Source organism: Brevundimonas sp. NPDC007368, from assembly GCF_042869015.1.
In the GTDB taxonomy this organism is placed as follows: Bacteria; Pseudomonadota; Alphaproteobacteria; order Caulobacterales; family Caulobacteraceae; genus Brevundimonas.
Genome location: NZ_JBIAFA010000007.1, coordinates 142,829 through 163,064 on the forward strand (window position 1 = coordinate 142,829; position 20,236 = coordinate 163,064).

General features: G+C 67.5%; 17 protein-coding genes and 1 tRNA gene. 12 read left to right on the forward strand and 6 right to left on the reverse strand.

The features are described from left to right. The first annotated feature begins 9 nt into the window (after window positions 1-9). On the forward strand, window positions 10-906 hold the full coding sequence (locus ACFYLW_RS15660; RefSeq protein ID WP_312063511.1) for a pirin family protein: 897 nt from the start codon (window positions 10-12) through the stop codon (window positions 904-906). A gap of 14 nt (window positions 907-920) precedes the next feature. Further along, on the forward strand, window positions 921-1,319 hold the full coding sequence (locus ACFYLW_RS15665) for an OsmC family protein (protein ID WP_312063512.1): 399 nt from the start codon (window positions 921-923) through the stop codon (window positions 1,317-1,319). 6 nt (window positions 1,320-1,325) lie between these two features. On the opposite strand, the gene ACFYLW_RS15670 is transcribed toward ACFYLW_RS15665, so the two are convergent. Beyond that, on the reverse strand, window positions 1,326-2,801 hold the full coding sequence (locus tag ACFYLW_RS15670) for a cobyric acid synthase (RefSeq protein WP_312063514.1): 1,476 nt from the start codon (window positions 2,799-2,801) through the stop codon (window positions 1,326-1,328). Between the two features lie 146 nt (window positions 2,802-2,947). On the opposite strand from ACFYLW_RS15670, the gene ACFYLW_RS15675 reads away from it, so the two are divergent. The 7 genes from ACFYLW_RS15675 to ACFYLW_RS15705 all read left to right on the forward strand — a co-directional run bounded on the left by ACFYLW_RS15675 (window position 2,948) and on the right by ACFYLW_RS15705 (window position 10,157). Then, a complete protein-coding gene (locus ACFYLW_RS15675) occupies window positions 2,948-4,549 on the forward strand; it encodes a M20/M25/M40 family metallo-hydrolase (RefSeq protein WP_312063516.1) in 1,602 nt (533 codons plus the stop codon). A gap of 219 nt (window positions 4,550-4,768) precedes the next feature. Continuing rightward, the gene (gene bioB / locus ACFYLW_RS15680) at window positions 4,769-5,764 is read left to right on the forward strand and encodes a biotin synthase BioB (RefSeq protein WP_312063518.1); all 996 of its coding nucleotides are present in this window, start codon (window positions 4,769-4,771) and stop codon (window positions 5,762-5,764) included. Next, complete coding sequence (locus ACFYLW_RS15685; RefSeq protein ID WP_312063520.1) at window positions 5,761-6,897, forward strand: 8-amino-7-oxononanoate synthase; 1,137 nt, start codon at window positions 5,761-5,763, stop codon at window positions 6,895-6,897. Before bioB ends, ACFYLW_RS15685 begins: the two co-directional genes overlap by 4 nt. Beyond that, the gene (bioD, locus tag ACFYLW_RS15690) at window positions 6,894-7,514 is read left to right on the forward strand and encodes a dethiobiotin synthase (RefSeq protein ID WP_312063522.1); all 621 of its coding nucleotides are present in this window, start codon (window positions 6,894-6,896) and stop codon (window positions 7,512-7,514) included. The genes ACFYLW_RS15685 and bioD overlap by 4 nt, the downstream gene beginning before the upstream one ends. Next, a complete protein-coding gene (gene bioA, locus ACFYLW_RS15695) occupies window positions 7,514-8,803 on the forward strand; it encodes an adenosylmethionine--8-amino-7-oxononanoate transaminase (RefSeq protein ID WP_312063524.1) in 1,290 nt (429 codons plus the stop codon). Before bioD ends, bioA begins: the two co-directional genes overlap by 1 nt. Next, on the forward strand, window positions 8,800-9,417 hold the full coding sequence (locus ACFYLW_RS15700; protein ID WP_312063526.1) for a pimeloyl-ACP methyl esterase BioG family protein: 618 nt from the start codon (window positions 8,800-8,802) through the stop codon (window positions 9,415-9,417). Before bioA ends, ACFYLW_RS15700 begins: the two co-directional genes overlap by 4 nt. Continuing rightward, a complete protein-coding gene (locus ACFYLW_RS15705; RefSeq protein ID WP_312063528.1) occupies window positions 9,414-10,157 on the forward strand; it encodes a methyltransferase domain-containing protein in 744 nt (247 codons plus the stop codon). The genes ACFYLW_RS15700 and ACFYLW_RS15705 overlap by 4 nt, the downstream gene beginning before the upstream one ends. Here the strand turns inward: ACFYLW_RS15705 and ACFYLW_RS15710 are convergent. The 4 genes from ACFYLW_RS15710 to ACFYLW_RS15725 all read right to left on the reverse strand — a co-directional run bounded on the left by ACFYLW_RS15710 (window position 10,154) and on the right by ACFYLW_RS15725 (window position 17,238). Then, window positions 10,154-10,765, reverse strand: a complete 612-nt coding sequence (locus ACFYLW_RS15710) for a GntR family transcriptional regulator (RefSeq protein WP_312063530.1) — start codon at window positions 10,763-10,765, stop codon at window positions 10,154-10,156. The genes ACFYLW_RS15705 and ACFYLW_RS15710 overlap by 4 nt on opposite strands. A gap of 349 nt (window positions 10,766-11,114) precedes the next feature. Continuing rightward, window positions 11,115-12,749, reverse strand: coding sequence for an alkaline phosphatase D family protein (locus ACFYLW_RS15715; RefSeq protein WP_312063532.1), 1,635 nt, complete (start codon window positions 12,747-12,749; stop codon window positions 11,115-11,117). 110 nt (window positions 12,750-12,859) lie between these two features. After that, window positions 12,860-15,913, reverse strand: a complete 3,054-nt coding sequence (locus ACFYLW_RS15720) for a TonB-dependent receptor (protein ID WP_312063534.1) — start codon at window positions 15,911-15,913, stop codon at window positions 12,860-12,862. A gap of 101 nt (window positions 15,914-16,014) precedes the next feature. Next, window positions 16,015-17,238, reverse strand: coding sequence for a hypothetical protein (locus tag ACFYLW_RS15725; RefSeq protein ID WP_312063536.1), 1,224 nt, complete (start codon window positions 17,236-17,238; stop codon window positions 16,015-16,017). Between the two features lie 639 nt (window positions 17,239-17,877). Here ACFYLW_RS15725 and ACFYLW_RS15730 point away from each other — a divergent pair. From ACFYLW_RS15730 to ACFYLW_RS15740, 3 genes are all read left to right on the forward strand, one after another. Continuing rightward, window positions 17,878-18,258, forward strand: coding sequence for a GntR family transcriptional regulator (locus tag ACFYLW_RS15730; RefSeq protein WP_312063538.1), 381 nt, complete (start codon window positions 17,878-17,880; stop codon window positions 18,256-18,258). A 2-nt stretch (window positions 18,259-18,260) separates the two neighbouring features. Continuing rightward, a complete protein-coding gene (locus tag ACFYLW_RS15735) occupies window positions 18,261-19,124 on the forward strand; it encodes an ABC transporter ATP-binding protein (protein ID WP_390183218.1) in 864 nt (287 codons plus the stop codon). 595 nt (window positions 19,125-19,719) lie between these two features. After that, window positions 19,720-20,163: a hypothetical protein gene (locus tag ACFYLW_RS15740; protein ID WP_312063542.1), complete on the forward strand. Its 444-nt coding sequence runs from the start codon at window positions 19,720-19,722 to the stop codon at window positions 20,161-20,163. On the opposite strand, the gene ACFYLW_RS15745 is transcribed toward ACFYLW_RS15740, so the two are convergent. After that, window positions 20,142-20,218, reverse strand: a tRNA-Met gene (locus tag ACFYLW_RS15745). The genes ACFYLW_RS15740 and ACFYLW_RS15745 overlap by 22 nt on opposite strands. Between the last annotated feature and the right edge of the window lie 18 nt (window positions 20,219-20,236).

Genomic DNA, 20,236 nt, shown 5'->3' on the forward strand with positions numbered 1-20,236 from the left:
GGAAACACCATGATCGAACTCGTCATCGACCAGCGTCGCAAGGATCTCGGCGGCTTCGAGGTGGGGCGCGTCCTGCCCTATGCGAAGCGCCGCATGGTCGGCCCCTTCGTCTTCTTCGACCACATGGGGCCGGTCGACATGCCCGCCGGCATCCCGCGCAGCGTCGACGTGCGCCCGCACCCGCACATCAGCATCTCGACCCTGACCTATCTGTTCGACGGCGAGATCACGCACCGCGACAGCTTGGGCGTGCAGCAGGACATCCGCCCGGCCGAGGTCAACTGGATGACCGCCGGCAGCGGCGTGACCCATTCCGAGCGCTTCGAGCGCGCCCGCATGGAGGGTCTGCGGCTGGAGGGCATCCAGGCCTGGTTGGCCCTGCCCAATGGTCAGGAAGAGATCGATCCGTCCTTCCAGCACGTCGGATCGGCCGACCTGCCCACCTGGATCGAGAACGGCGTGAAGGGGCGTCTGGTCGCCGGCGAAACCATGGGCATGAAGGCGGGGGTCAGCACCTTCTCGCCCCTGCATTACATGCATCTGGAACTGGAGCCCGGCGCCCGCTTCCAGACTCCGACCGACCATTCGGAAAGCGCGGTCTACGTCGTCCAGGGTCTGGTCGAGATCGACGACGGCAAGCCTCTGGGTCACGGCCAGATGGCGGTGTTGTCCAGGGGCGCACCGTCGGTGATCCACGCCCTGCAACCGACCACCGTCATGGTGCTGGGCGGCGAGCCGGTGGGGGAACGCTTCATCGAATGGAACTTCGTTTCCTCGTCGCGGGACCGCATCGAACAGGCCAAGGCCGACTGGCGCGCCGGGCGCATGAAGCTGCCCGACATGGACGATCAGGAGTTCATTCCCCTGCCGCCCGATCGCCCCGACTCCGCTCCCGCGATGTCCTGACCGGAGCCCTCAGCATGGCCATCGCCCACGCCCATATCGGAACCGCCCGCTACCGGACCTCGATCCGGACGGGCGGCGACCTGAAGCACGAACTGACCGCCGACGAACCCGAACGCCTGGGCGGCGCAGACAGCGGCCCTGCCCCGTTCGATCTGCTGATCTCGGCGCTGGGGGCCTGCACCGCCATCACCCTGACCATGTACGCCGAGAAGAAGGGCTGGCCGCTGGAGGGCCTGGACGTCCAGTTGGAATACCGGGGCGGCGAAACCCCGCCGCGCATCGAACGCGCGCTGACGCCCGAAGGGCCTCTGGACGACGCCCAGCGCGCCCGTCTGGCCGAGGTGGCCGAGCGCACGCCCGTCACCCTGGCGATCAAGAACGGCGTGCCGGTCCACACCACCTTGGCGGCCTAGAGCCGCTCAGGTCAGGCCGGCGATCCGGCTGAGGGCCTGAATGTCGAAGTGCGCTCCCAGCACCTCGGCGATCCGGTCCAGGGCACGGTCGACGCGCTGCGTCTGGTCCACGCCGTCCGACGAAGCCCCTAGATCGGCCAGGATCGCCGCCCGCGCCTCGGCCTGATCGAACAGGCCATGGACATAGAGGCCGGCGATCCGCCCATCGGCGGACATCGCGCCATGCCCACGCCCCTCGATGCGGGCAAAGGGGCGGCTCGTATCCGGACCATCGGTCTGGCCGATGTGGATCTCATAGCCCGCGAAGGCCGCGTCAGAGGCCGCCAGCGCCCCTGTGGTCTGGCGCAGAGTCTTCTCACCGGCCAGCACCGTCTCAACATCGAGCAGACCCAGGCCGGGCGCCGAGCCCGCCACGCCCTCGACGCCGTCAGGGTCGCTGATCGTGCGACCCAGCATCTGATAGCCGCCGCAGACGCCCAGGACCCGCCCGCCGCGCCGCACATGTGCGGCGATGTCGACGTCCCAACCCTGAGCGCGCAGGAAGGCCAGATCCGCCAGGGTCGCCTTGGTTCCCGGCAGGATGATCAGGTCGGCGTCGCCCGGCAGAGCCGTGCCCGGCGGGACGAAGCCGAAGTCCACGCCGGGCTCATGCCGCAACGGATCGAAGTCGTCGAAATTAGCGATGCGCGACAGCATGGGCACGGCGATGCGGACGCGCCGCCCTGCCCCGCGCCCGGCGGTCCGATCCAGCACCACGGCGTCTTCCGCCGGCAGGGACCGGGCATCGGCCAGCCAGGGCGCCATGCCCAGATCGGCCCAGCCGGTGCGGCGTTCGATCTCGGCCCGCCCTTCATTGAAAAGGGATGGATCGCCCCGGAACTTGTTGATCAGAAAGCCCTGGATCATCCCCCGGTCGCCCTCATTCAGCACGGCGTGGGCGCCGACAAGGGCGGCGATGACATGGCCCCGGTCGATGTCGCCGACCAGCACCACCGGCACATCTGCGACGCAAGCGAAGCCCATGTTGGCGATGTCGCCGGCGCGCAGATTGGTCTCCGCCGGACTGCCCGCCCCCTCAACAATGACCAGATCGGCTTCCGCCTGAAGGCGGTGGAAACTGTCGAGCACCACATCCAGCAGAGCGGCCTTGCGGTCCTGATAGCCCGCCGCCTGCCAGACGCCCTCGACCCGACCGCGCACCACCAGTTGGGCGCCCGTGTCGCTCTGCGGCTTCAACAGGACGGGGTTCATGTCCACGGTCGGCGCCGTGCGGCAGGCCAGGGCCTGAAGCGCCTGCGCCCGCCCGATCTCGCCCGCGCGCCCCTCAGCGTCGGGGCCGGTGACGGCGGCGTTGTTGGACATGTTCTGCGGCTTGAACGGCCGCACGGTCAGGCCGCGATTGGCGAACAGGCGGCACAGGCCCGCGACCAGCACCGACTTGCCCACATCCGAGCCGCAGCCCTGAATCATCAGCGCCGCCATCGGCCCTCTCCTCAAGTCCAGTGACGCCAGTAGGACCGCGCCCTTGTCAGGGTCAACCGAAGACGCCGCAGACGTCGCCGTGATTTGCAGAGCGCTCGCGCATGGCGTCAAATCCCAGGCATAGTGATTCTCGGGGGCTTCCACACATGAAACGTCTGCTCGTCGGCCTGTCGGCCCTTTGCATCGCCACGCCGGCCCTGGCGCAGTCGGTCGACCGCGTCGCCATCAACGGCATCATCGATCAGGGCCTGAACCACAGCGAGGTCATGCAGACCGCCGCCTATCTGACCGACCGGATCGGCGGACGGATGACCAACTCGCCGCAGATGCGTCAGGCCGAACAGTGGAGCCAGCAGCAGTTCCGCGACTGGGGCCTGTCCAACGTCCGCGCCGAAGGGTTCGAGTTCGGCCGTGGCTGGTCCATCGTCCGCTCCAGCGCCCGCATGACGGCGCCGCGCGGCATTGAACTGCGCGCCATTCCGGTCGCCTGGACCCCCTCGACCAACGGGACCATCAGCGCGGGCGTCATCGTCGCCCCGATCACCAAGGTCGAGGACTTCGACAAGTGGCGCGGCAAGCTGTCGGGCAAGATCGTCATGCTGTCCCGCCCCGACACCGGCTCCGAGCCGACCGAACCGGCCTTCCGTCGCTGGACCGACGCCGAACTGCGCGACCGCAACACCTATATCCAGCCGCAGCACGCCCACGTCCCCGTCGAACGCCAGCTGAAGACGGCCGAGTTCACCGCCCGCCTCGACGCCTTCCTGGCCGAGGAAGGCGCTCTGGCCTGGGTGCGGATGTCCCAGCGCGACGGCGGCCTGCTGCACGGCACCGGCTACACCTATCAGGTCGGCGCTACGCCCAAGCTGCCGGGCATGGAGATCGCCGCCGAGGACTATCGCCGTCTCGCCCGTCTGGCCCTGACCGACACGCCGCCGATGCTGTCGCTGCTCAGCGAGGTCCAGTTCCACGACGAAGACGTCAACGCCTACAACATCCTGGCCGACATTCCCGGCACGGACCGCTCGGGCGAGTACGTCATGGCCGGCGCCCACCTGGACAGCTGGGTCGCCTCGGACGGTGCCCAGGACAACGCCGCCGGCAGCGCCGTGGTCATGGAGGCCGCCCGCATCCTGTCTCAGATGAAGGTCAAGCCCAAGCGCACCATCCGCTTCGCCCTGTGGAACGGCGAAGAGCAGGGCATCCTCGGTTCGCTGGCCTATGTCGACCGCTATCTGGCCACGCGCGCGCCCGCGACGGACCCGGCCCTGGCCGCCCTGCCCAACAACCGCACCTGGCGCAACCGCTGGCCGGTCGAGCCGCGCCCCGGCTATCGCGACCTGGTCGCCTACTTCAACCTGGACAACGGCTCGGGCAAGATCCGCGGCATCAACGCCGAGGGCAATGTCGCCGCCGCCCCCATCTTCCAGGAATGGCTGGCCCCGTTCGCCAGCATGGGCGCCACCACCGTCTCGTTGCGTCCCTCGGGCGGCACCGACCACGTCTATATGCAGACCGTGGGCGTGCCCGGTTATCAGTTCATCCAGGACCCGCTCGACTATTCCAGCCGCGTCCACCACACCAGCATCGACAGCTATGACCACCTGAAGCCCGAGGACCTGCGTCAGGCGGCGATCATCCTGGCCAGCTTCCTGCTGAATGCGGCCAACCGCGACGCCCCCCTGCCGCGCATGCCGCTGCCGACCGAACCGACGCCGACCGACCCGTTCGCGTACCCGGCTGACTAAGGCGCACTGACAAGCGAAACGGTCGGACACCCCCGCACACCTCGTGCGGGGGTGTTTTCGTTTAGTGCCGCCTCTTTCGAATACGACGACCGCTGCCAAGACTGATCGACCCGCCCTAATTCAGAATAATATATAATATTGGCTCGAATATCCACTTTTACAGGATGATATCTATCATTTAGATCAGCTCTCGCTGGCATTGCAGTTTGAGCACTCAGAATGATAGATAATTCCAAACCCGACGCAGCCGCGATCTACAACGCGCCATTCATGGAACTGCTCTATCGGGCTCAGACGGTGCATCGGGCCCACTTCGAGCCGAGCACGATCCAGTGCTCCAAGCTGCTGTCCATCAAGACCGGGGGCTGCCCCGAGGACTGCTCCTACTGCTCGCAGTCGGCGCGCTACGACAGCGCGCTGTCAGCCTCCAAGATGATGGAGGTCCAGAAGGTTCTGAACGAGGCGCGCAAGGCCAAGGCGGCGGGCGCGACGCGCTACTGCATGGGCGCCGCCTGGCGCTCACCCAAGGAACGCGACATGCCTGGCGTCCTGGCCATGGTCCGGGGCGTCAAGGCCATGGGACTGGAGACCTGCATGACCCTGGGCATGCTCAGCGACGACCAGGCGGCCCAGCTGCGCGCGGCGGGCCTCGACTACTACAACCACAACATCGACACCTCGGAACGCTACTATTCCGAAGTCATCACCAGCCGCGCCTTCGCCGACCGGCTCGACACGCTGGACCGCGTCCGCGCGGCGGGGATCAACGTCTGTTCCGGCGGCATCGTCGGCATGGGCGAGACCGCCGACGACCGCATCGACATGCTGCGCACCCTGGCCGAGATGGACGAGCCTCCGGAATCCGTGCCGATCAACATGCTGATGCCGATGAAGGGCACGCCGATGGCCGACATGGCCCCGCTGGACCCGATCGAGATGGTCCGCACCATCGCCACGGCTCGCATCCTGATGCCGCGCGCCTATGTCCGCCTGTCGGCCGGACGCTCGGAGATGAGCGACGAACTGCAGGCCCTGTGCTTCTTCGCCGGCGCCAACTCCATCTTTGTCGGCGACACCCTGCTGACCGCCGACAACCCCGGCGAGGACAAGGACGCCCTGCTGTTCAACAAGCTGAACCTGCGCGCCGAGACCCTCGAGGTCGCCCCGGCCTGCCTCAAGCCCGCTGAGGAGCCCGTCCAAGAGCAGGCCGCGTGAGCTCCCACCCGCGCCATCGCGCCGGCCTGGACGCCCTGGCCGCGCGTGATCGGCTGCGGGCGCGGGCACCGGCGGTCGGGCTCGACTTCGCCTCCAACGACTATCTGGGGCTGGCCGGGTCCGACCTGCTGAAGCAAGCCGCCCTCGACGCCCTGAACCGAGGCGTGCCGGTCGGAGCCGCCGGGTCGCGGCTGCTGCGCGGCAACCACCCGGAGCACGAGGCGCTGGAGGAAGAGGCGGCCGCCTTCTTCGGCGTCGAGGCCGCCCTCTTCGTCGGCGGCGGCTTTCAGGCCAACCACGCCCTCTTTTCGGCCCTGCCCATGCAGGGCGATCTGGTCCTCTACGACGCCCTGATCCACGCCAGCGTCCATGACGGGATGCGGCTGGGCCGGGCCGATGCGCGCCCCTTCGCCCACAATGACGTCGCCGCCGCCGAGGCCGAGATCCAGTCCTGGCGGGCGGAGGGCGGAACCGGCCGGGTCTGGCTGGCGGTCGAGAGCCTCTATTCCATGGAAGGCGACCTCGCGCCGCTGGACCAGCTCTTAGAACTGGCTCGTTGCCACGACGCCGTCCTGGTGGTGGACGAGGCCCACGCCACCGGCCTGTTCGGTCCCATGGGCGCGGGCCGCGCGTTGAGCCAGCCGCACGACCCGAACCTGCTGACCCTGCACACCTGCGGCAAGGGGCTGGGGGCGGTCGGGGCCCTGATCTGCGGCGACGCGGTGCTGATCGAGACCCTGGTCAACAAGGCCCGCCCCTTCATCTTCGCCACCGCCCCCTCGCCGCTGAACGCCGCCGTGGTGCGCGCCAGCCTGAGAGCCTTGCACGACCGGCCCGACCTCCGCGAGCGCGCCTGGGCCCGGATCGCCCACGCCCACGCCGAGGCCCGGCGCCTGTGCGGGCTGGACGGCTTCGAAAGCCAGATCCTGCCGATCCATGTCGGCGCGGACGGCGAGGCCGTCGCCCTGGCCCGGACGCTGCAATCGCGCGGCTACGACGTGCGCGCCGTGCGCCCGCCGACCGTGCCCAAGGGCACGGCGCGCCTGCGCATCTCGCTGACCGGCGCCGCAGATCAGGCCGCCGTCACGGGCCTGTTTGAAACCCTGTCAGACGTCGGATCCACCTACCTATGAGCACTGTCATCGTCACCGGCACCGACACCGGCATCGGCAAGACCGTCTTCAGCGCCGGACTGACCCGCGCGCTGGGCGCCACCTACTGGAAGCCGGTCCAGTCCGGGCTGGAAGAAGTCACCGACAGCGAGACCGTGACCCACCTGTCGGGCCGACCCGTCCTGCCCGAGGCCTACTGCCTGCAGATGCCCGCCTCGCCCCACCTGTCGGCGGAGTCGGAAGGGATCGAGATCGACCTCGCCCGCCTGACCTTGCCAGCGGTTAAGGGGCCGCTGGTGATCGAGGGCGCCGGCGGACTGATGGTGCCGCTGACGCGTCAGCACCTCTTCCTCGACGTCGTCGCCGGATGGAAAGCCCCTGTCATTCTGGTGGCGCGCACCAGCTTGGGCACCATCAACCACAGCCTGCTGTCGCTGACCGCCCTGCGCTCCATGGGCTGCACGGTGGCGGGCGTCGCCTTCGTCGGCGAGGAGATGGCCGACAGCCGCCGCACGATCGCCGAGATGGGCCAGGCGCGCGATCTGGGGCGACTGCCCTTCCTCGCTGACCTGACCCCTGACGCCTTGACCGCCGCCTTCGAGGCCATCGACGTCGCCGCCATTCGCGAGACCCTGTGATGGACGACGCCATCGCCTTCGACCGTCGCCACCTCTGGCGCCCCTACGCCGGGATGCGCGAACCCGGCCCGGTCCATTACGTGGTCGAAGCCGAGGGCGTCTGGCTGACCCTGGCCGACGGCACGCGCATGATCGACGCCATGTCCTCCTGGTGGTGCGCGGCCCACGGCCATCGCCATCCGCAGATCGTCGCCGCCATGACGGCCCAGCTCAACCGCATGCCGCACGTCATGTTCGGCGGCCTGACCCATGATCCCGCCATCGATCTGGGGCGGCGGCTGGTCGCGATGTTGCCCGACGGGTTGAACCGCATCTTCTATTCCGACAGCGGCTCGGTCGCGGTCGAGGTGGCGCTAAAGATGGCGTTGCAAGCCCAGGTGGCGCGCGGCTTTTCCGCCCGCACCGCCTTCGCCACCGTGCGCGGCGGCTATCACGGCGACACCTGGAAGGCGATGAGCCTGTGCGACCCCGACACCGGCATGCATGGCCAATACGGCCGCGCGCTTCAGATCGAACACTTCGTCGCCGCCCCGCCAATCCCCTTCGACGCCGAATGGGACGAGGACCCGAGCCGAAACGGCCTGTCCGAGGTAGCGCAGTTGTTTGAGGCGCACGGCGAGCGGATCGCCGCCTTCATCCTCGAGCCCGTGGTTCAGGGCGCGGGCGGGATGCGCTTCTATCACCCCGCCTATCTGACCGGGCTGCGCGCCCTGTGCGACGCGCACGGCGTCCTGCTGATCTTCGACGAAATCGCCACCGGCTTTGGTCGCACCGGGCGGATGTTCGCCATGGATTTCGTCGACGCCGCCCCCGACATCCTCTGCCTCGGCAAGGCCCTGACCGGCGGCCACATCACCTTCGCCGCCACGGTCGCCCATGAAACAGTCGCCGAGGCCATCTCGGCCGGATCGCCCGGCGTGCTGATGCACGGCCCCACCTTCATGGCCAATCCCCTGGCCTGCGCCGCCGCCGGGGCCAGTCTTGATCTTTTGCAGGACGGCGGCTGGCGCGACGCGGTCGCCCGGATCGAGGCCCAACTCCGCGCCGAACTGGCTCCGGCCCGGTGGCTCGACGGCGTGCAGGACGTCCGAATCCTCGGTGCCATCGGGGTGATCGAGATGAAGGCTCCGCTGGACACCGCCCGCGTCCACGCCTTCGCAAAAACCTCGGGCGTCTTCCTGCGCCCCTTCGGTCGGCTGCTCTACGCCATGCCGCCCTATGTCGTCCGACCGGACGAGCTGACGCGCATCACCACCGCCATGCTGGACATCGCCGGGTGGCGCGCATGAAGGCTCAGTGGCTGCAACGCGACGGCGCTGATGAGCTGATCGTCGTGTTCGGCGGCTGGGCCCTCGGCGCCGCGCCCTTCTCCCATCTGGGCGGCGAGGCCGACGTTTTGCTGCTCACCGACTATCGGAGGCTTGATTTCGACCCCGAGCCGCTGCGCCCCTACGCCCGGCGCAGCCTGATCGCCTATTCCTTCGGCGTCGGGGGGACAGGCCACGCCCTAGCCTCGAAAGAACTCGACTTCGATCGCATGATCGCCGTGTGCGGCTCCCTGCACCCCGTCGACGAGCGCCTCGGCATCCCGCCCGAGCGGGCCCGCCAGACCGCCGACCAGTTAACCGAGACCAGCCTGCGCCAGTTCGCCCGCCGCGCCCGCGCTCCCCTGCCCGAAGCCAGCGACATCCCCGCCCTGAGAGACGAACTGCACGCTGTCATCGCGCGCGGCCCCGCTCCCCACCCCGGCTTTGACCGCATCTGGCTGGGACGCAATGACCGCATCTTTCCGCCCGAGAATCTGGAAGCGGCATGGCGCGATCAAAGCGACCGCGTCTGCTGGCTCGACGCCGGCCACAACCCGTTCCCCGCCTTCGCCGACTGGCGCGACCTCCTGGCATGAGCGCCACCGCCCGCGTTCAGCGCAGCTTTCGCCGGGGCTTCGCCACCTATGACGACAGCGCCCTGGTGCAGAAGGCCATCGCCCGGGGCCTGATCCGCCGTCTGCTGCGCCACGCCGCCGACACCCGCCTCACCCGCGTTTTCGAAGCCGGTTACGGCACCGGCCAGCTGACCCGGCTTGTGCTGCAGCGCCTGCCGATCGAGACCCTGCACCTGAATGATCTGGCGGCGCCGCCCCTGCCCTTCGCGCCGCAGGCCGACTACCGCCCTGGAGACATCGAAACCCTGGCTCTGCCCCCGGACCTCGATCTGGTCATCTCGGCCTCCATGATCCAGTGGATCGCCGATCCGCAGGGGCTGATCCAGCGCCTGTGTGAGGCGGTGCGGCCCGGCGGCTGGCTGGCCCTGTCCGGCTTCGGCCCCGACCACTTCCCCGAGCTTCAGGCCCTCGGCAGTCAGGCCGCCGCCCCGTCGCTGCTGTCGGCCGCCGCCACGGCCAGCCTGCTGCCGTCCGGCTGGACCGTGCAGGAGTCAGGGTCGCGCGCCCGATCCCTATGCTTCGCCACGCCGCGCGAAGTACTGCGCCACCTGCGCGACACCGGCGTCAACGGCCGCGCCAGCCGTCCCTGGACCCGCCGCGATCTCGACGCCTTCTGCCACGAATATGATGCGCGGTTTGGCCAGTCAGGCCGCGTCCCACTGACCTATCAGCCCGTCTGGCTGATCGCGCGAAAGGCCTAGACCGCCCGTCCCAGATGGCGCTCGGCCGTGGCCAGCGCCCCCTGCACGTCGCGGGCGCGGATCGCCGCCATCAAGGCGTGGTGGTCGGGATCGGGCCGCGGCTTCCACCGCTCCCTGTACTGCACCAGCATATGCCGCGAGCCGTGCAGTTGCAGATTGCCCACCTCTTCCAGCAGGCGCGGCATGCCGCAGGCCGCCATGGTCCCCAGGTGGAAGGCGCGATTGGCCGCCTCCCAGCTATGGATGTCGGTCGCCGCGTCGCAGGCCAGACGCAGTTCCTCCAGCCGCCCGATCTCGTCCTGGGTAAGGTTAGGCACTGAATGCATCAGCGCCACCGGTTCCAGCGCCGCGCGCATCAGCTTGACCTCGCGCTGGGCCGCCTGATCCAGTGACGCGACCCGAACCCCGACATTCGGTTTGCTGACCGCCAGTCCCTTGGCAACCAGACGCAGGAAGGCCTCGCGCACCGGGACATGGCTGACCTTGAACTCGTCTGCGACGTGTTCCTGGCGGAGCTTGGCGTCCGGCGCGAGCTCTCCGCGCACGATCCGAACCGTCAGTGCATCAGCGATGCCGTCCGCGGAAACACCAGGTTTGGAAACGGCCACACAACCTCCGACGTCGCGCAATTATCTACAATTGCACTCATAGACCGTCAACGACATTGGCGACCTCGACCAAGCAGGCGCCGTTGAAGAGATTGCGGGGCCACCTGAACCACGTCGGCCTGGCTCCCAGATAGAAGCGCCGAAGACGACGAAAGCGATCTTCGAACCCAGCGTTCTGCCGGACGCCGCCATCCCAGGCGCTTTTGAAGCGTCGCGCAACCTTCGCACCTCCGGAAGCGTCGGGGCGGAGACCGCTCAAGTCTATCGGCGCCTCGCGATAGGCGCGGGGACGGCGTCGCAAGCACGCCGTCCTCCACGCTCGGCTTTAGAAACAGCCTCGCCTATGCCGTCAGGCGATGAAGCGTCTTCTTCCCTTCTCGACCGCCATCCGGTGCGTGCTCACGACAGCCGTGCTGCGGGCCTTGATCGTCTCCATGAATATCCACTCGCCGCCGACGCGCTCTGGCGTGATGTCGATCATCATGTAGCCGCGCCCGCTGGTCTGGGCCCAGGCCATCTCAGGATTGGCGGCGACGAAGGACCGGGCGGCGACCGACGGGGCCACGCCCAGCTGGCGCTCGATGCCGTTGGAGGTCACGGCCTGGCCGGCGAACTCGACCCCGGCGGGGCGGCCGTCCTCGAACAGGGAATAGGCCCAGGCGTTGTGGCTGTCGCCCGCCAACATGACCAGATCCGCGTCAGCATCCTGCGCCGCCTTGAGGAAGCGCGAGCGCGCCGCCGGATAGCCGTCCCAGCGATCCATCCACATGGGCAGGCCGACCCGGCCCGCTCGTGCCGCGTTGGTGAAGGAGCGGACGGCGCCTTCGCTCAGGTCCGAGCGCAGCCAGCTGACGGCGTCCTGGGGCATGACGGTGCGCCCCATGATCGTGCCCATGCCCACCACCTGCCAGGCTGTCTTGCGGGCGTTGATCCGCATTTCGCGGGCCAGCCAGGCCTCCTGAGTCGAGCCCAGCATGGAGGCCGAGGCGTCCTGCCAGACGCCGTCGCGGAAGACGGTCAGGGCCGCGTCGGTCCCCTCGCGATAGGCGGCGCCGATGTCGGCCTGGCGCGTCCGGCCGATCAGCCGCGATTCCGTGCGGTAGAGGGTGGCCAGATCGCCGATCGGATAGGCCTTCCAGGGCTCTTCCGAGATCGGCATCCATTCCAGATAGGCCTGAGCGGCGGCGGCGCGGCGCGTGCTCCAGTCGCCCTCGGTCGCCGCCTGATGGTTCTGGGCTCCGCCTTCCCAACTGTCGTTGGTCGTTTCATGATCGTCCCAGACGCAGACCATGGGCGCCGCCGCGTGTACAGCCTGCAGGTCAGGGTCGGCGCGATAACAGGCGAAGCGCAGGCGATAGTCGGCCAGGGCGACCATCTCATGATCGTGGGCCGGCAGGACCGCGCGCTCGGCTATGCGATCATCCACGGCGTAGGAGCCCAAGCCGTACTCATAAACATAGTCGCCGACGTGCAGCCACAGGTCGACGTCCTCGCGCGCCGCCGCATGGGCATAGGCGTTGAACCAGCCCATCGGCAGGTTGGAGCAGGAGAACAGCCCGATGCGGAACCGCTCGGCCCGGCCGACCGGCAGGGTGCGCGCTCGCCCCGCCTGCGACCGGCTCCCGTCTGGACCGATAAAGCGATACCAGTAGGTCGTGCCCGGTTGCAGACCATCCAGAGTGATCTTCACCGTCCAGTCGCGATAGGCGCCGGTGCGCGCCACGCCGCGCGCCGCGATCTGGCGGAAGTCGCGGTCCAGGGCGATCTCGACATCCAGCCGGACCTCGTCGGCTCCACTCGCCGGGACGTAGCGGCTCCACAGCAGCAGGGAGTCCGGGCCCGGCTCGCCGCTGGCCACGCCGTGGGTGAAGCCAGAGGCGCCGAGAAGCGCCTTCGCCAGGGCCGCGCCGCCCGGCAGGCCCAGCGCCGCCAGGCCCAGGCCGCCGCCCAGCACCAGCCGGCGTCGATCAAGCAGCAGAGGCATGCCATATCCTTTGGAAATGCAATCGAGCGACAGGGCCGCCCGCTTAGACCCAGTACGGCCGCGCCGTCGCGAGACGACGCAGCCGCCGGGCCTTCAGAGGTTCAGGCGGATCAGAAGACACCCTTGACGCCGATGTTCCACATCGAGCCGTAGACGGTGTACTGCTGCACCCGATCACGCTCGTTGGAGTAGATGACGTCCGGCGAATTGAAGATGTTGCGCCCCGCCAGCATCAGGTCGAAGCGGTCGTTGATCTTGTAGTTCACGCTGACGTTCCACAGCTCGCGCGGCGAGTGGTAGAGGACGCCGTTGTTGGCCGTGGTCGGCGTGTTGTTCAGCCCGCTGACGCGATATTTCGACTGCCAGTTGCCGTTCAGCTGGAAGTCGAAGCGGCCGATGTTGTAGCGCACGCCCCAGTTGGCGGCCTGTTTCGGCGTGCCCTGACGCTCGCCGTCCGGATCCAGATAGGTCACCGAGCCATGCAGGCCCAGGCCGCGCCAGGCGCCGGGCAGGAAGGTCAGCTGCTGGCTGTATTCCGCGACATAGCCCCGGTTGGTGCTGGTCCCCGGCAAGTTCTGGGCGCTGCGGAAGGTGTAGCCCGCATACTCAGCCGGATCGAAGCCGACATCCTCAGGGTTCACCGTCATGCCGGTGACCTGCATGTCCTGCATGTCGAGCTGGTAGGCCGACAGACCGATGATGCCCGCCGGCGCCAGATAATACTGCAGGCTGGCGTAATACTTCGTCGAATGCTCCGGCTTCAGCTCGGGGTTGGGCACGGTGACGATCATGGTGTCGTCGTTGACCGACACCACCCCGCCCAGGTTGCCGTAGTCGGGACGCAGGACCGCCTGGCTGAAGGACAGCTGGCCCACCAGCTTGTCGGTGAAGTCGTATTTGACGCCGCCGCTCCAGAACCAGTCGTCGTACTCGCCCTTGCGATCCTGATAGGTCCCGTTGTTGTACTGGTACAGCAGCCCCTCGACCGTGTTGACCGACAGGCCGGCGTCCGTGACCTCCTTGGCCGGGCGAATGACGGCGATGCGGGCCGCCGTCTCTGTCTTCTCATAGCGCAGCCCCAGGTCGAAGCGCGCGCGGCCAGCGTCGGCCTGGGCCTCAACGTAGGCGGAGGTGATGTCCTCCTTGACCCGCTTGTCGTTGTCGAGACGGCGCTTCAGGTTGCCGACCTCGTCCGCCACGAAGTACTCAGGGTGTTCGCGGTAGATGTCGTACATGCCGTAGTGGCTGTCGGCGCGCCAACCTTGGGCGTTCATGTTGCCCGCATCAAAGCCGATCATCTCGAAGCGGTATTTCTGGGTCCACGGCACCACGGCTTCGGGGGCGGTCTGGGTCAGGTCGCCGGTCGAGCCGACGTACTGGAACTGCTGGTAGGAGCCCTCGTCCGTGCGCCAGTCATTGCTGCGCGCGCCCATTCCGCCCATCAGGGTGAAGTAGACGTCGCCCATGCTGAGCCGCTTCTTCACGTCCAGATTCAGCGAATACATGTCGTTGACGGCGTCCGATTCCGCCGTGCGGACGTTGTTGCCGATGTCGATGTCGCGATTGAAGTTCATCGGATCGCTCCACGAACGACCCGCCGTCTGGCGCAGATACCAGGCGTTGGAGTCCGTGGAATCGCGCTCCATCTCGAAGCCAATCCCCGTCAGGTGGTTGTCGGTTCGCTGGAAGAAGCCCTTGCTGGTGTCGCGGAAGTTGAACTCCGCCGACGAATAGCTGGCGCGCAGCGCCGCTTCCCACGTCTCGCCCTTATACTCCAGCTTGGGGGCGATCAGATAGGTCGGCGTCCCGGCGTAGCGGTGCGAATAGCCGGTGTGCAGGCGCGTGTTCCGACCGTCCGGATTGACCACGATATGCGTGCCCGTCGAACCCGGCGCGGCGTAGGACCGGGTCGTCGTGCCGAAGGTCAGATAGGTGTACTGGTTGAAATACTCGACATCGTAGAACGAGTAGTTGCTGCGCAGCGAGAAGATCAGGTCTTCGGTGACCTTGTAGTCCAGCGCCAGGTTGGCGGCCGTGCGGCTGGTCAGCTTGGGGCCCGGACGCCACATGACCTGATAGGGCAGCACCCGGCCGTCGGCCAGATAGGACCAGTCCGTCTGGATGCGATCCTGCTGCACATAGTTGGCGTTATGGCTGGCGCTGACCGCCACGCCCAGGCGGCCGTCCATGAAGACGTCGGCGTAGGAGAACTGGGCCGAGGGATAGAGGCTGGCGTGCTTCTTGTCGTCGGGCATGTAGTGGCGCGACAGGGGCGAGTCCGAGGTCGCCACCCCGCCCACCTGGAAGCGCAGCTGCCGCCCGGGCAGCTGGAATGCGTATTTACTGCGCAGGTTGATGCTGCCGCCCGGCGAGTCCGCGTCCATGCTGGCCAGCAAGGTATGGTTCAGTTCTATGGTCTCGATGCCGGTGATCGACATCTGCTCGAACGAGTTCTGACGGCCCGAGTTGTTGTTCGAGGTGGCCGTGGCCATCCTGGCCCCGTCCATGGTGAAGGTGGAGTACTTGGGCGGCAGGCCGCCGATGCGAACCGCCGTGGCGTCCACCTCGGTGTAGTCGATCGACAGGCCCGGCATGGACTTCATGAACTCGCCCACGTCGCCCATGGTCAGGGCGCCGAAGTTGTCGGCCGGGACCACGTTCTTGGCGTTCATCGCCACGCGGCGCTCCATCAGCGCCTTGGCCTGGCCCCCGCGCGCGGCCGTGACCACGATGTCCTCCACGGCAGAGGCCTCGTCGGAGCCGGCGTAGAGCGGCGCCTTCAGCTCGATGTCGAGAACCGTCGTCTGGCCTGCGATGACGCTGGCCGTGGCCCGCGCCTCCTGCAGGCCGGCGTAGCGGACCACAAGCGTGACCTCGCCAGTCGGCACGCCGCTGAGACGGAAGGCGCCGCCGTCCTCGGAATAGGCGACGATGCTCGTGCCTTCGACGCGAACCTCGGCGTTGCGCAGGTACTCGCCACTGACGGTGTCGAGCACCCGGCCGCGCAGGGCGCCGGCGGCGGCGGGCGCCTGGGCCGCGGCCTGGCTGGTCGTTTGCGCCTCGGCCGCCTGAGGCGTCACGGACGCAAAGGCGGCCGCCATCAGCGGATACAGCAAGAGGGCTCGCGGGCTGACGCTGGCGAGGTGGCGAGAACGGGCCTTCATGGGAGTTTACTCGAACAACTGGGAGGGAAGAGAAAAAGCGAGGGGATGCAGGTCGCCGCGAGCGGCGCGCCGAGAGAGCGGGCGCAGCCGTCAGGCGCGGCTCAGGGCGTGGGGGTTCGTCTCAGGCGTTCATCGGCGTCGACCGGCGCGAAAGGGGCCCGGGGATCGCCGGTCCAGCGCATCAGGGTCAGGTCGGCGGTCTGGCTCCCCTTCCCGCCCGAATTCACCGCCAGATAGAAGAGACCGCGCCCCAGGGGCTCCAGGCCGACGTCCGCCTTCCAGCGCCAGCCGCGCAGACCTGTGGCGGGGTCTTCCAGACCGTCCTGAGCCAGAGGCAGGATCAGGCCCTGCTCCCAACCTTCGCTGGACGACGCGGGCACGCCGATCAGATCCCCCCGCGTCGGCCGGGCCTCGGCCTCGACGGCGAACAGAAGATAGTTGGGGAGGCCGGGCTTGCGGCCTTGATAGACGCCCATGAACCAGCGCCCGACCTCGGCGTCGTAGGCGAGGGTCTGCACCCCATAGGTCGTATTGCCGGTGCGGACGAAATACTTGCCGTCAACAGCGGCGGGGCCGGCACGATGCGGCTCGGCCTCGGACAGCGGACGGGCGTAACGGCCCCAGTCGGCGATGTCGTACTGCAGCAGGACCTGATGATCATTGTCGGTCCGCGTCACATCGCCGTAGACGCCATAGGCCACGGTCAACAAGGAGGGGCCGCCCCTGCGCCCGAAGCGCGGGCCGAACGCCACCCCGTCGATGCCCGAGGCGCCGTAGCGATGATCGCGCGTCGCGGCCACGTCACCGTCAAAGCGCCCATCGCCGTCCATATCGGCAGCGTAGTCCCTGGCGACCTCGGCCAGATGGACCGTTTTGAACAGGTCGCTGCGGCTGGCCTCGACCCCGACCTCATTCAGGCCCGCGACATCGATGACGGCGATATAAAAGGCCTGGTCCGCCTTGTACTCCAGCGAGCCGTAAAGCTTGCCGTCGACCGGATTGAAGGCCAGGTCGCCCAGATGGCCTGTCCATCCGACCAAGGTTCCGACCAGTCGCCCTTCAAGGTCGTATTTGGCCAACAGGTTGGTGAAGGAATAATATATGAAGCCGCCGTCGACATCGACGGCGACACCCTGAACATGGCCAGAGTTCCACGTCCCGCCGTTCTGGCTCAGCGGCAAGCGAGCCAGAGTCTCTCGAGCGCTAGGCTCCACCATGGAAGCTTGAGCCGGATGAGGAGGAACGGCGATCAAGGCCGTCGCCACAAGCGCCGCGCTCGCCATGGCCAGCGGCACGGCTGCACGTGGCGAAATACTGAACTTCATCGGCGCCCGCCTCCCCTTGCGACGGGGACGGCACCTAGGGCGAGTTCATGATCAATTGCTCACGTTCAAGCTACAATCGCAGCAAGCTTGGGCAACAGTTTCCATAAAGAAGCGATTGAAGCGGACCATCTTTGTCCCCCGCCCCCAACACAGCCAGCCTTGATCCGGCATTCGCCGCCGATCCAGGCGATCGGTCCGCGCAGAGCCACGGTGAATTCCACGACGAGGTCGCAGCCTTCCAGGGCGATAGCCTCACCTGCACCTCAACCCCGACCACCGGCGCCCCACCAAACGCCCGTCGGACGGAGCGGGTCATCCAGAACCAGCCGCCGAACCTGGCGGCGTTGCTGGCGCTGCGGCAGGCGCGAAATGCAGAAAGCCCCACGGTTGGAGGCCATGGGGCTTAATGTCGATCAGAGCCTCACGTCCGGGTGTGGGCTGGGTGCGGGAGCAAGATTTGGCCGTTACCGCACACCTGCGATCCGCTTCATGGCGTAGCAGTCTGCGCGGAGATCAGCCTCTCGGCCCAACCCGCTCTCCTCTGTGACCGCGACTTTGTTTTCCGCACATGCATACGGCGACGTTGACGGCGCGCGATTGGTGTATTAGTTCACCGATACACCAATCGGACATCGCTCCTTGCACTTCTCCATCAACCCCACGGACAGCCGCCCCATCTACGTCCAGATCATGGACGAGGTCCGGCGCGGCATGGCCTCAGGCGCGCTCGCTAGCGGCGACCCCCTGCCCTCCGTCCGCCAGCTGGCCGTCAGCCTGAAGGTCAATCCCAACACCGTGGCCCAGGCCTATCGCGAGCTGGAGCGCGAGGGCCTGGCCTATGTCCAGCGCGGACAGGGCACCTTCGTCGGCTCCGCGCGCCAGATCGACGACGACCGCACTGCCCTGGCCCATGAACTGGCCCAGCGGTCGCTGGTCGAAGCCGCGCGCCTGGGGCTGAACGCGGAACAGTTCATCCAGGCGATCCGCTCGGCCGACTCCTCGAAAGCCCCGCTCAAATGATCATGCCCTCTTCCGCCGACGGAGACGCCGGCCTCGCCGTCGCGACCCACGCCCTGTCCAAAATCTATGGACGGTCGACCGCCTTGCAGGCTGTCGACCTGCGGGTTCCCGTAGGCGCCGTCTATATGCTGGCCGGAGAGAACGGGGCGGGGAAGTCCACCCTGCTGCGCCTCCTGCTGAACCTGGAGCGACCGACCGGAGGTCAGATCGAGGTCACGGGCCTGGCGGCGGATCGAAACGGCGCGCGCGTTCGCGCCCGTGTCGGCTATGTGCCGGAAGGCTTCGGCATGGGACCCAGCTGGATGACCGTCGAGCGCTGGTTCGCCGAACGGGCCGTCTATTATCCCGCCTGGGACGCCGATTACGCCGCCGCCCTGTCTCGTCGCCTGGACATCGACGTCTCGCGACGGATCGGCCATCTGTCCAAGGGCCAGGCGCGCCGCGCGCAGATCGTGGCCGCCATGGCGCACCGCCCGCCCCTGCTCCTTCTGGACGAGCCCACCGACGGCCTGGACCCGGCGGCGCGCGACACGGTGCTGGAGCTGGTCTCGGATCATCTGTCCCAGACCGACTGCACCATCCTGGTCTCCACCCACCTGATCTATGAGCTGGACGCCCTGGTCGATCAGGTCGGCGTCCTGTCGCACGGCCGCCTGACGGCCCAGACGCCGCGCGACGCCCTGCGGGAATCCGTGAAGAGCCATGGCTGGTCCGGAAAACGGGAAGCCATTTCTTGTTTAATCAGTCGCTGCCGCCATATCGGCCCCCCGACATGCCATGGCGCTTTTTCCTCGCCAAAATCCGCCGTCAGGCGAGGTGCCACATGGTGCTCGGCATCCCAACCGGCCATGATCTCCATGTCCTGAATAGCTGGGTCTTCTACCCTTGTGTCCCAAGTGCCTTTGGCCGTCCAAACAGTCACCGTGAGCGTGCCGACTGGCCATTGAACAGATGGGCGAGGTTCGGCAACAGCGGGCGCAATGGCGAAGCGGCCCAGCTTTTTCCATAGCCCGGAGCGCAATGCGGCTGTGATGCTCTGCACACCCACGGTTATTACCGTCATCGCCGGAGCAGCCAGCACCTCTGCGACTTCCGCAGTCTCCCGGCTCCGAAAGCGAAAAAAGCCGATCCTCTTATCGGGCGTAACCTGGCCGTAGTAGGTCCAGCCGCCTTCCCCGGTCACCGCGTAGACTGTGCCGCTTGTCATGTCGGCGCGTGCTTTGGGAGCTTCCTCAAACATGCCACGACCGTCGCACTGCGACGGGTTCTAGGCAACGTCCGCAAACCACCCCTTCGAGAAATTGGGACAGTCCGCTTGCTGGCGGACCGTCCAAGCCAGCCTAGATGTCTATCTGCTCCGAGATCTACAGCGCGTCAGCCACTTCGATGCCGAGATACCTAGCCACCTCCCACGATCGACACCCCCTTCTCAGGATACACTCCATACGGCACCTCGAACGAGTGCCGCTGGAACGCGAACTGACGGAGATTGAGCGCAAACTGAATCGTGCGCAGGCCATGTGCCTATACGGCGCGATCGAGACGGCAGAACTGAAGACGATCAGCGCCCCGCTGAAGACCAGCCGGAGCGAGATCCAAGCCCGACTGGCGGCCGACGCCGCCCCGTCGGTGATCCAGCTGCACCCCGGCGCCGCCGAGGCCTACCGCCGGCTGGCGGAAAACCTGCACCAGGCGATCGACGGAGAGGACGGCGAGGAGGTGCGGACGGAATTGCGCAAACTGATCGAGCGCATGGACTTCATCCCGCAGGAAGGCCTGGGCAAGTTCCAACTGGAGGTGCACGGCAGCCTGGGGGCGCTGTCGGCGCTGAGTCCAGGCCCAGAAAGCAGAAAACCCCACAGGGGGCGCCTGTGGGGTATCACTGGGTGCGGGAGCAGGATTTGAACCTGCGACCTTCAGGTTATGAGCCTGACGAGCTACCGGGCTGCTCCATCCCGCGGCAAGGCGGTGTGTGAGG

Coding starts and splice junctions, on each gene's coding strand:
- ACFYLW_RS15720 (WP_312063534.1), bottom strand. CDS start 15,913: ATGAAGGCCCGTTCTCGCCACCTCGCCAGCGTCAGCCCGCGAGCCCTC.
- ACFYLW_RS15725 (WP_312063536.1), bottom strand. CDS start 17,238: ATGAAGTTCAGTATTTCGCCACGTGCAGCCGTGCCGCTGGCCATGGCG.
- bioA (WP_312063524.1), top strand. CDS start 7,514: ATGGACGACGCCATCGCCTTCGACCGTCGCCACCTCTGGCGCCCCTAC.
- ACFYLW_RS15665 (WP_312063512.1), top strand. CDS start 921: ATGGCCATCGCCCACGCCCATATCGGAACCGCCCGCTACCGGACCTCG.
- bioB (WP_312063518.1), top strand. CDS start 4,769: ATGATAGATAATTCCAAACCCGACGCAGCCGCGATCTACAACGCGCCA.
- ACFYLW_RS15675 (WP_312063516.1), top strand. CDS start 2,948: ATGAAACGTCTGCTCGTCGGCCTGTCGGCCCTTTGCATCGCCACGCCG.
- ACFYLW_RS15660 (WP_312063511.1), top strand. CDS start 10: ATGATCGAACTCGTCATCGACCAGCGTCGCAAGGATCTCGGCGGCTTC.
- ACFYLW_RS15705 (WP_312063528.1), top strand. CDS start 9,414: ATGAGCGCCACCGCCCGCGTTCAGCGCAGCTTTCGCCGGGGCTTCGCC.
- ACFYLW_RS15715 (WP_312063532.1), bottom strand. CDS start 12,749: ATGCCTCTGCTGCTTGATCGACGCCGGCTGGTGCTGGGCGGCGGCCTG.
- ACFYLW_RS15735 (WP_390183218.1), top strand. CDS start 18,261: ATGCCCTCTTCCGCCGACGGAGACGCCGGCCTCGCCGTCGCGACCCAC.
- ACFYLW_RS15700 (WP_312063526.1), top strand. CDS start 8,800: ATGAAGGCTCAGTGGCTGCAACGCGACGGCGCTGATGAGCTGATCGTC.
- ACFYLW_RS15670 (WP_312063514.1), bottom strand. CDS start 2,801: ATGGCGGCGCTGATGATTCAGGGCTGCGGCTCGGATGTGGGCAAGTCG.
- bioD (WP_312063522.1), top strand. CDS start 6,894: ATGAGCACTGTCATCGTCACCGGCACCGACACCGGCATCGGCAAGACC.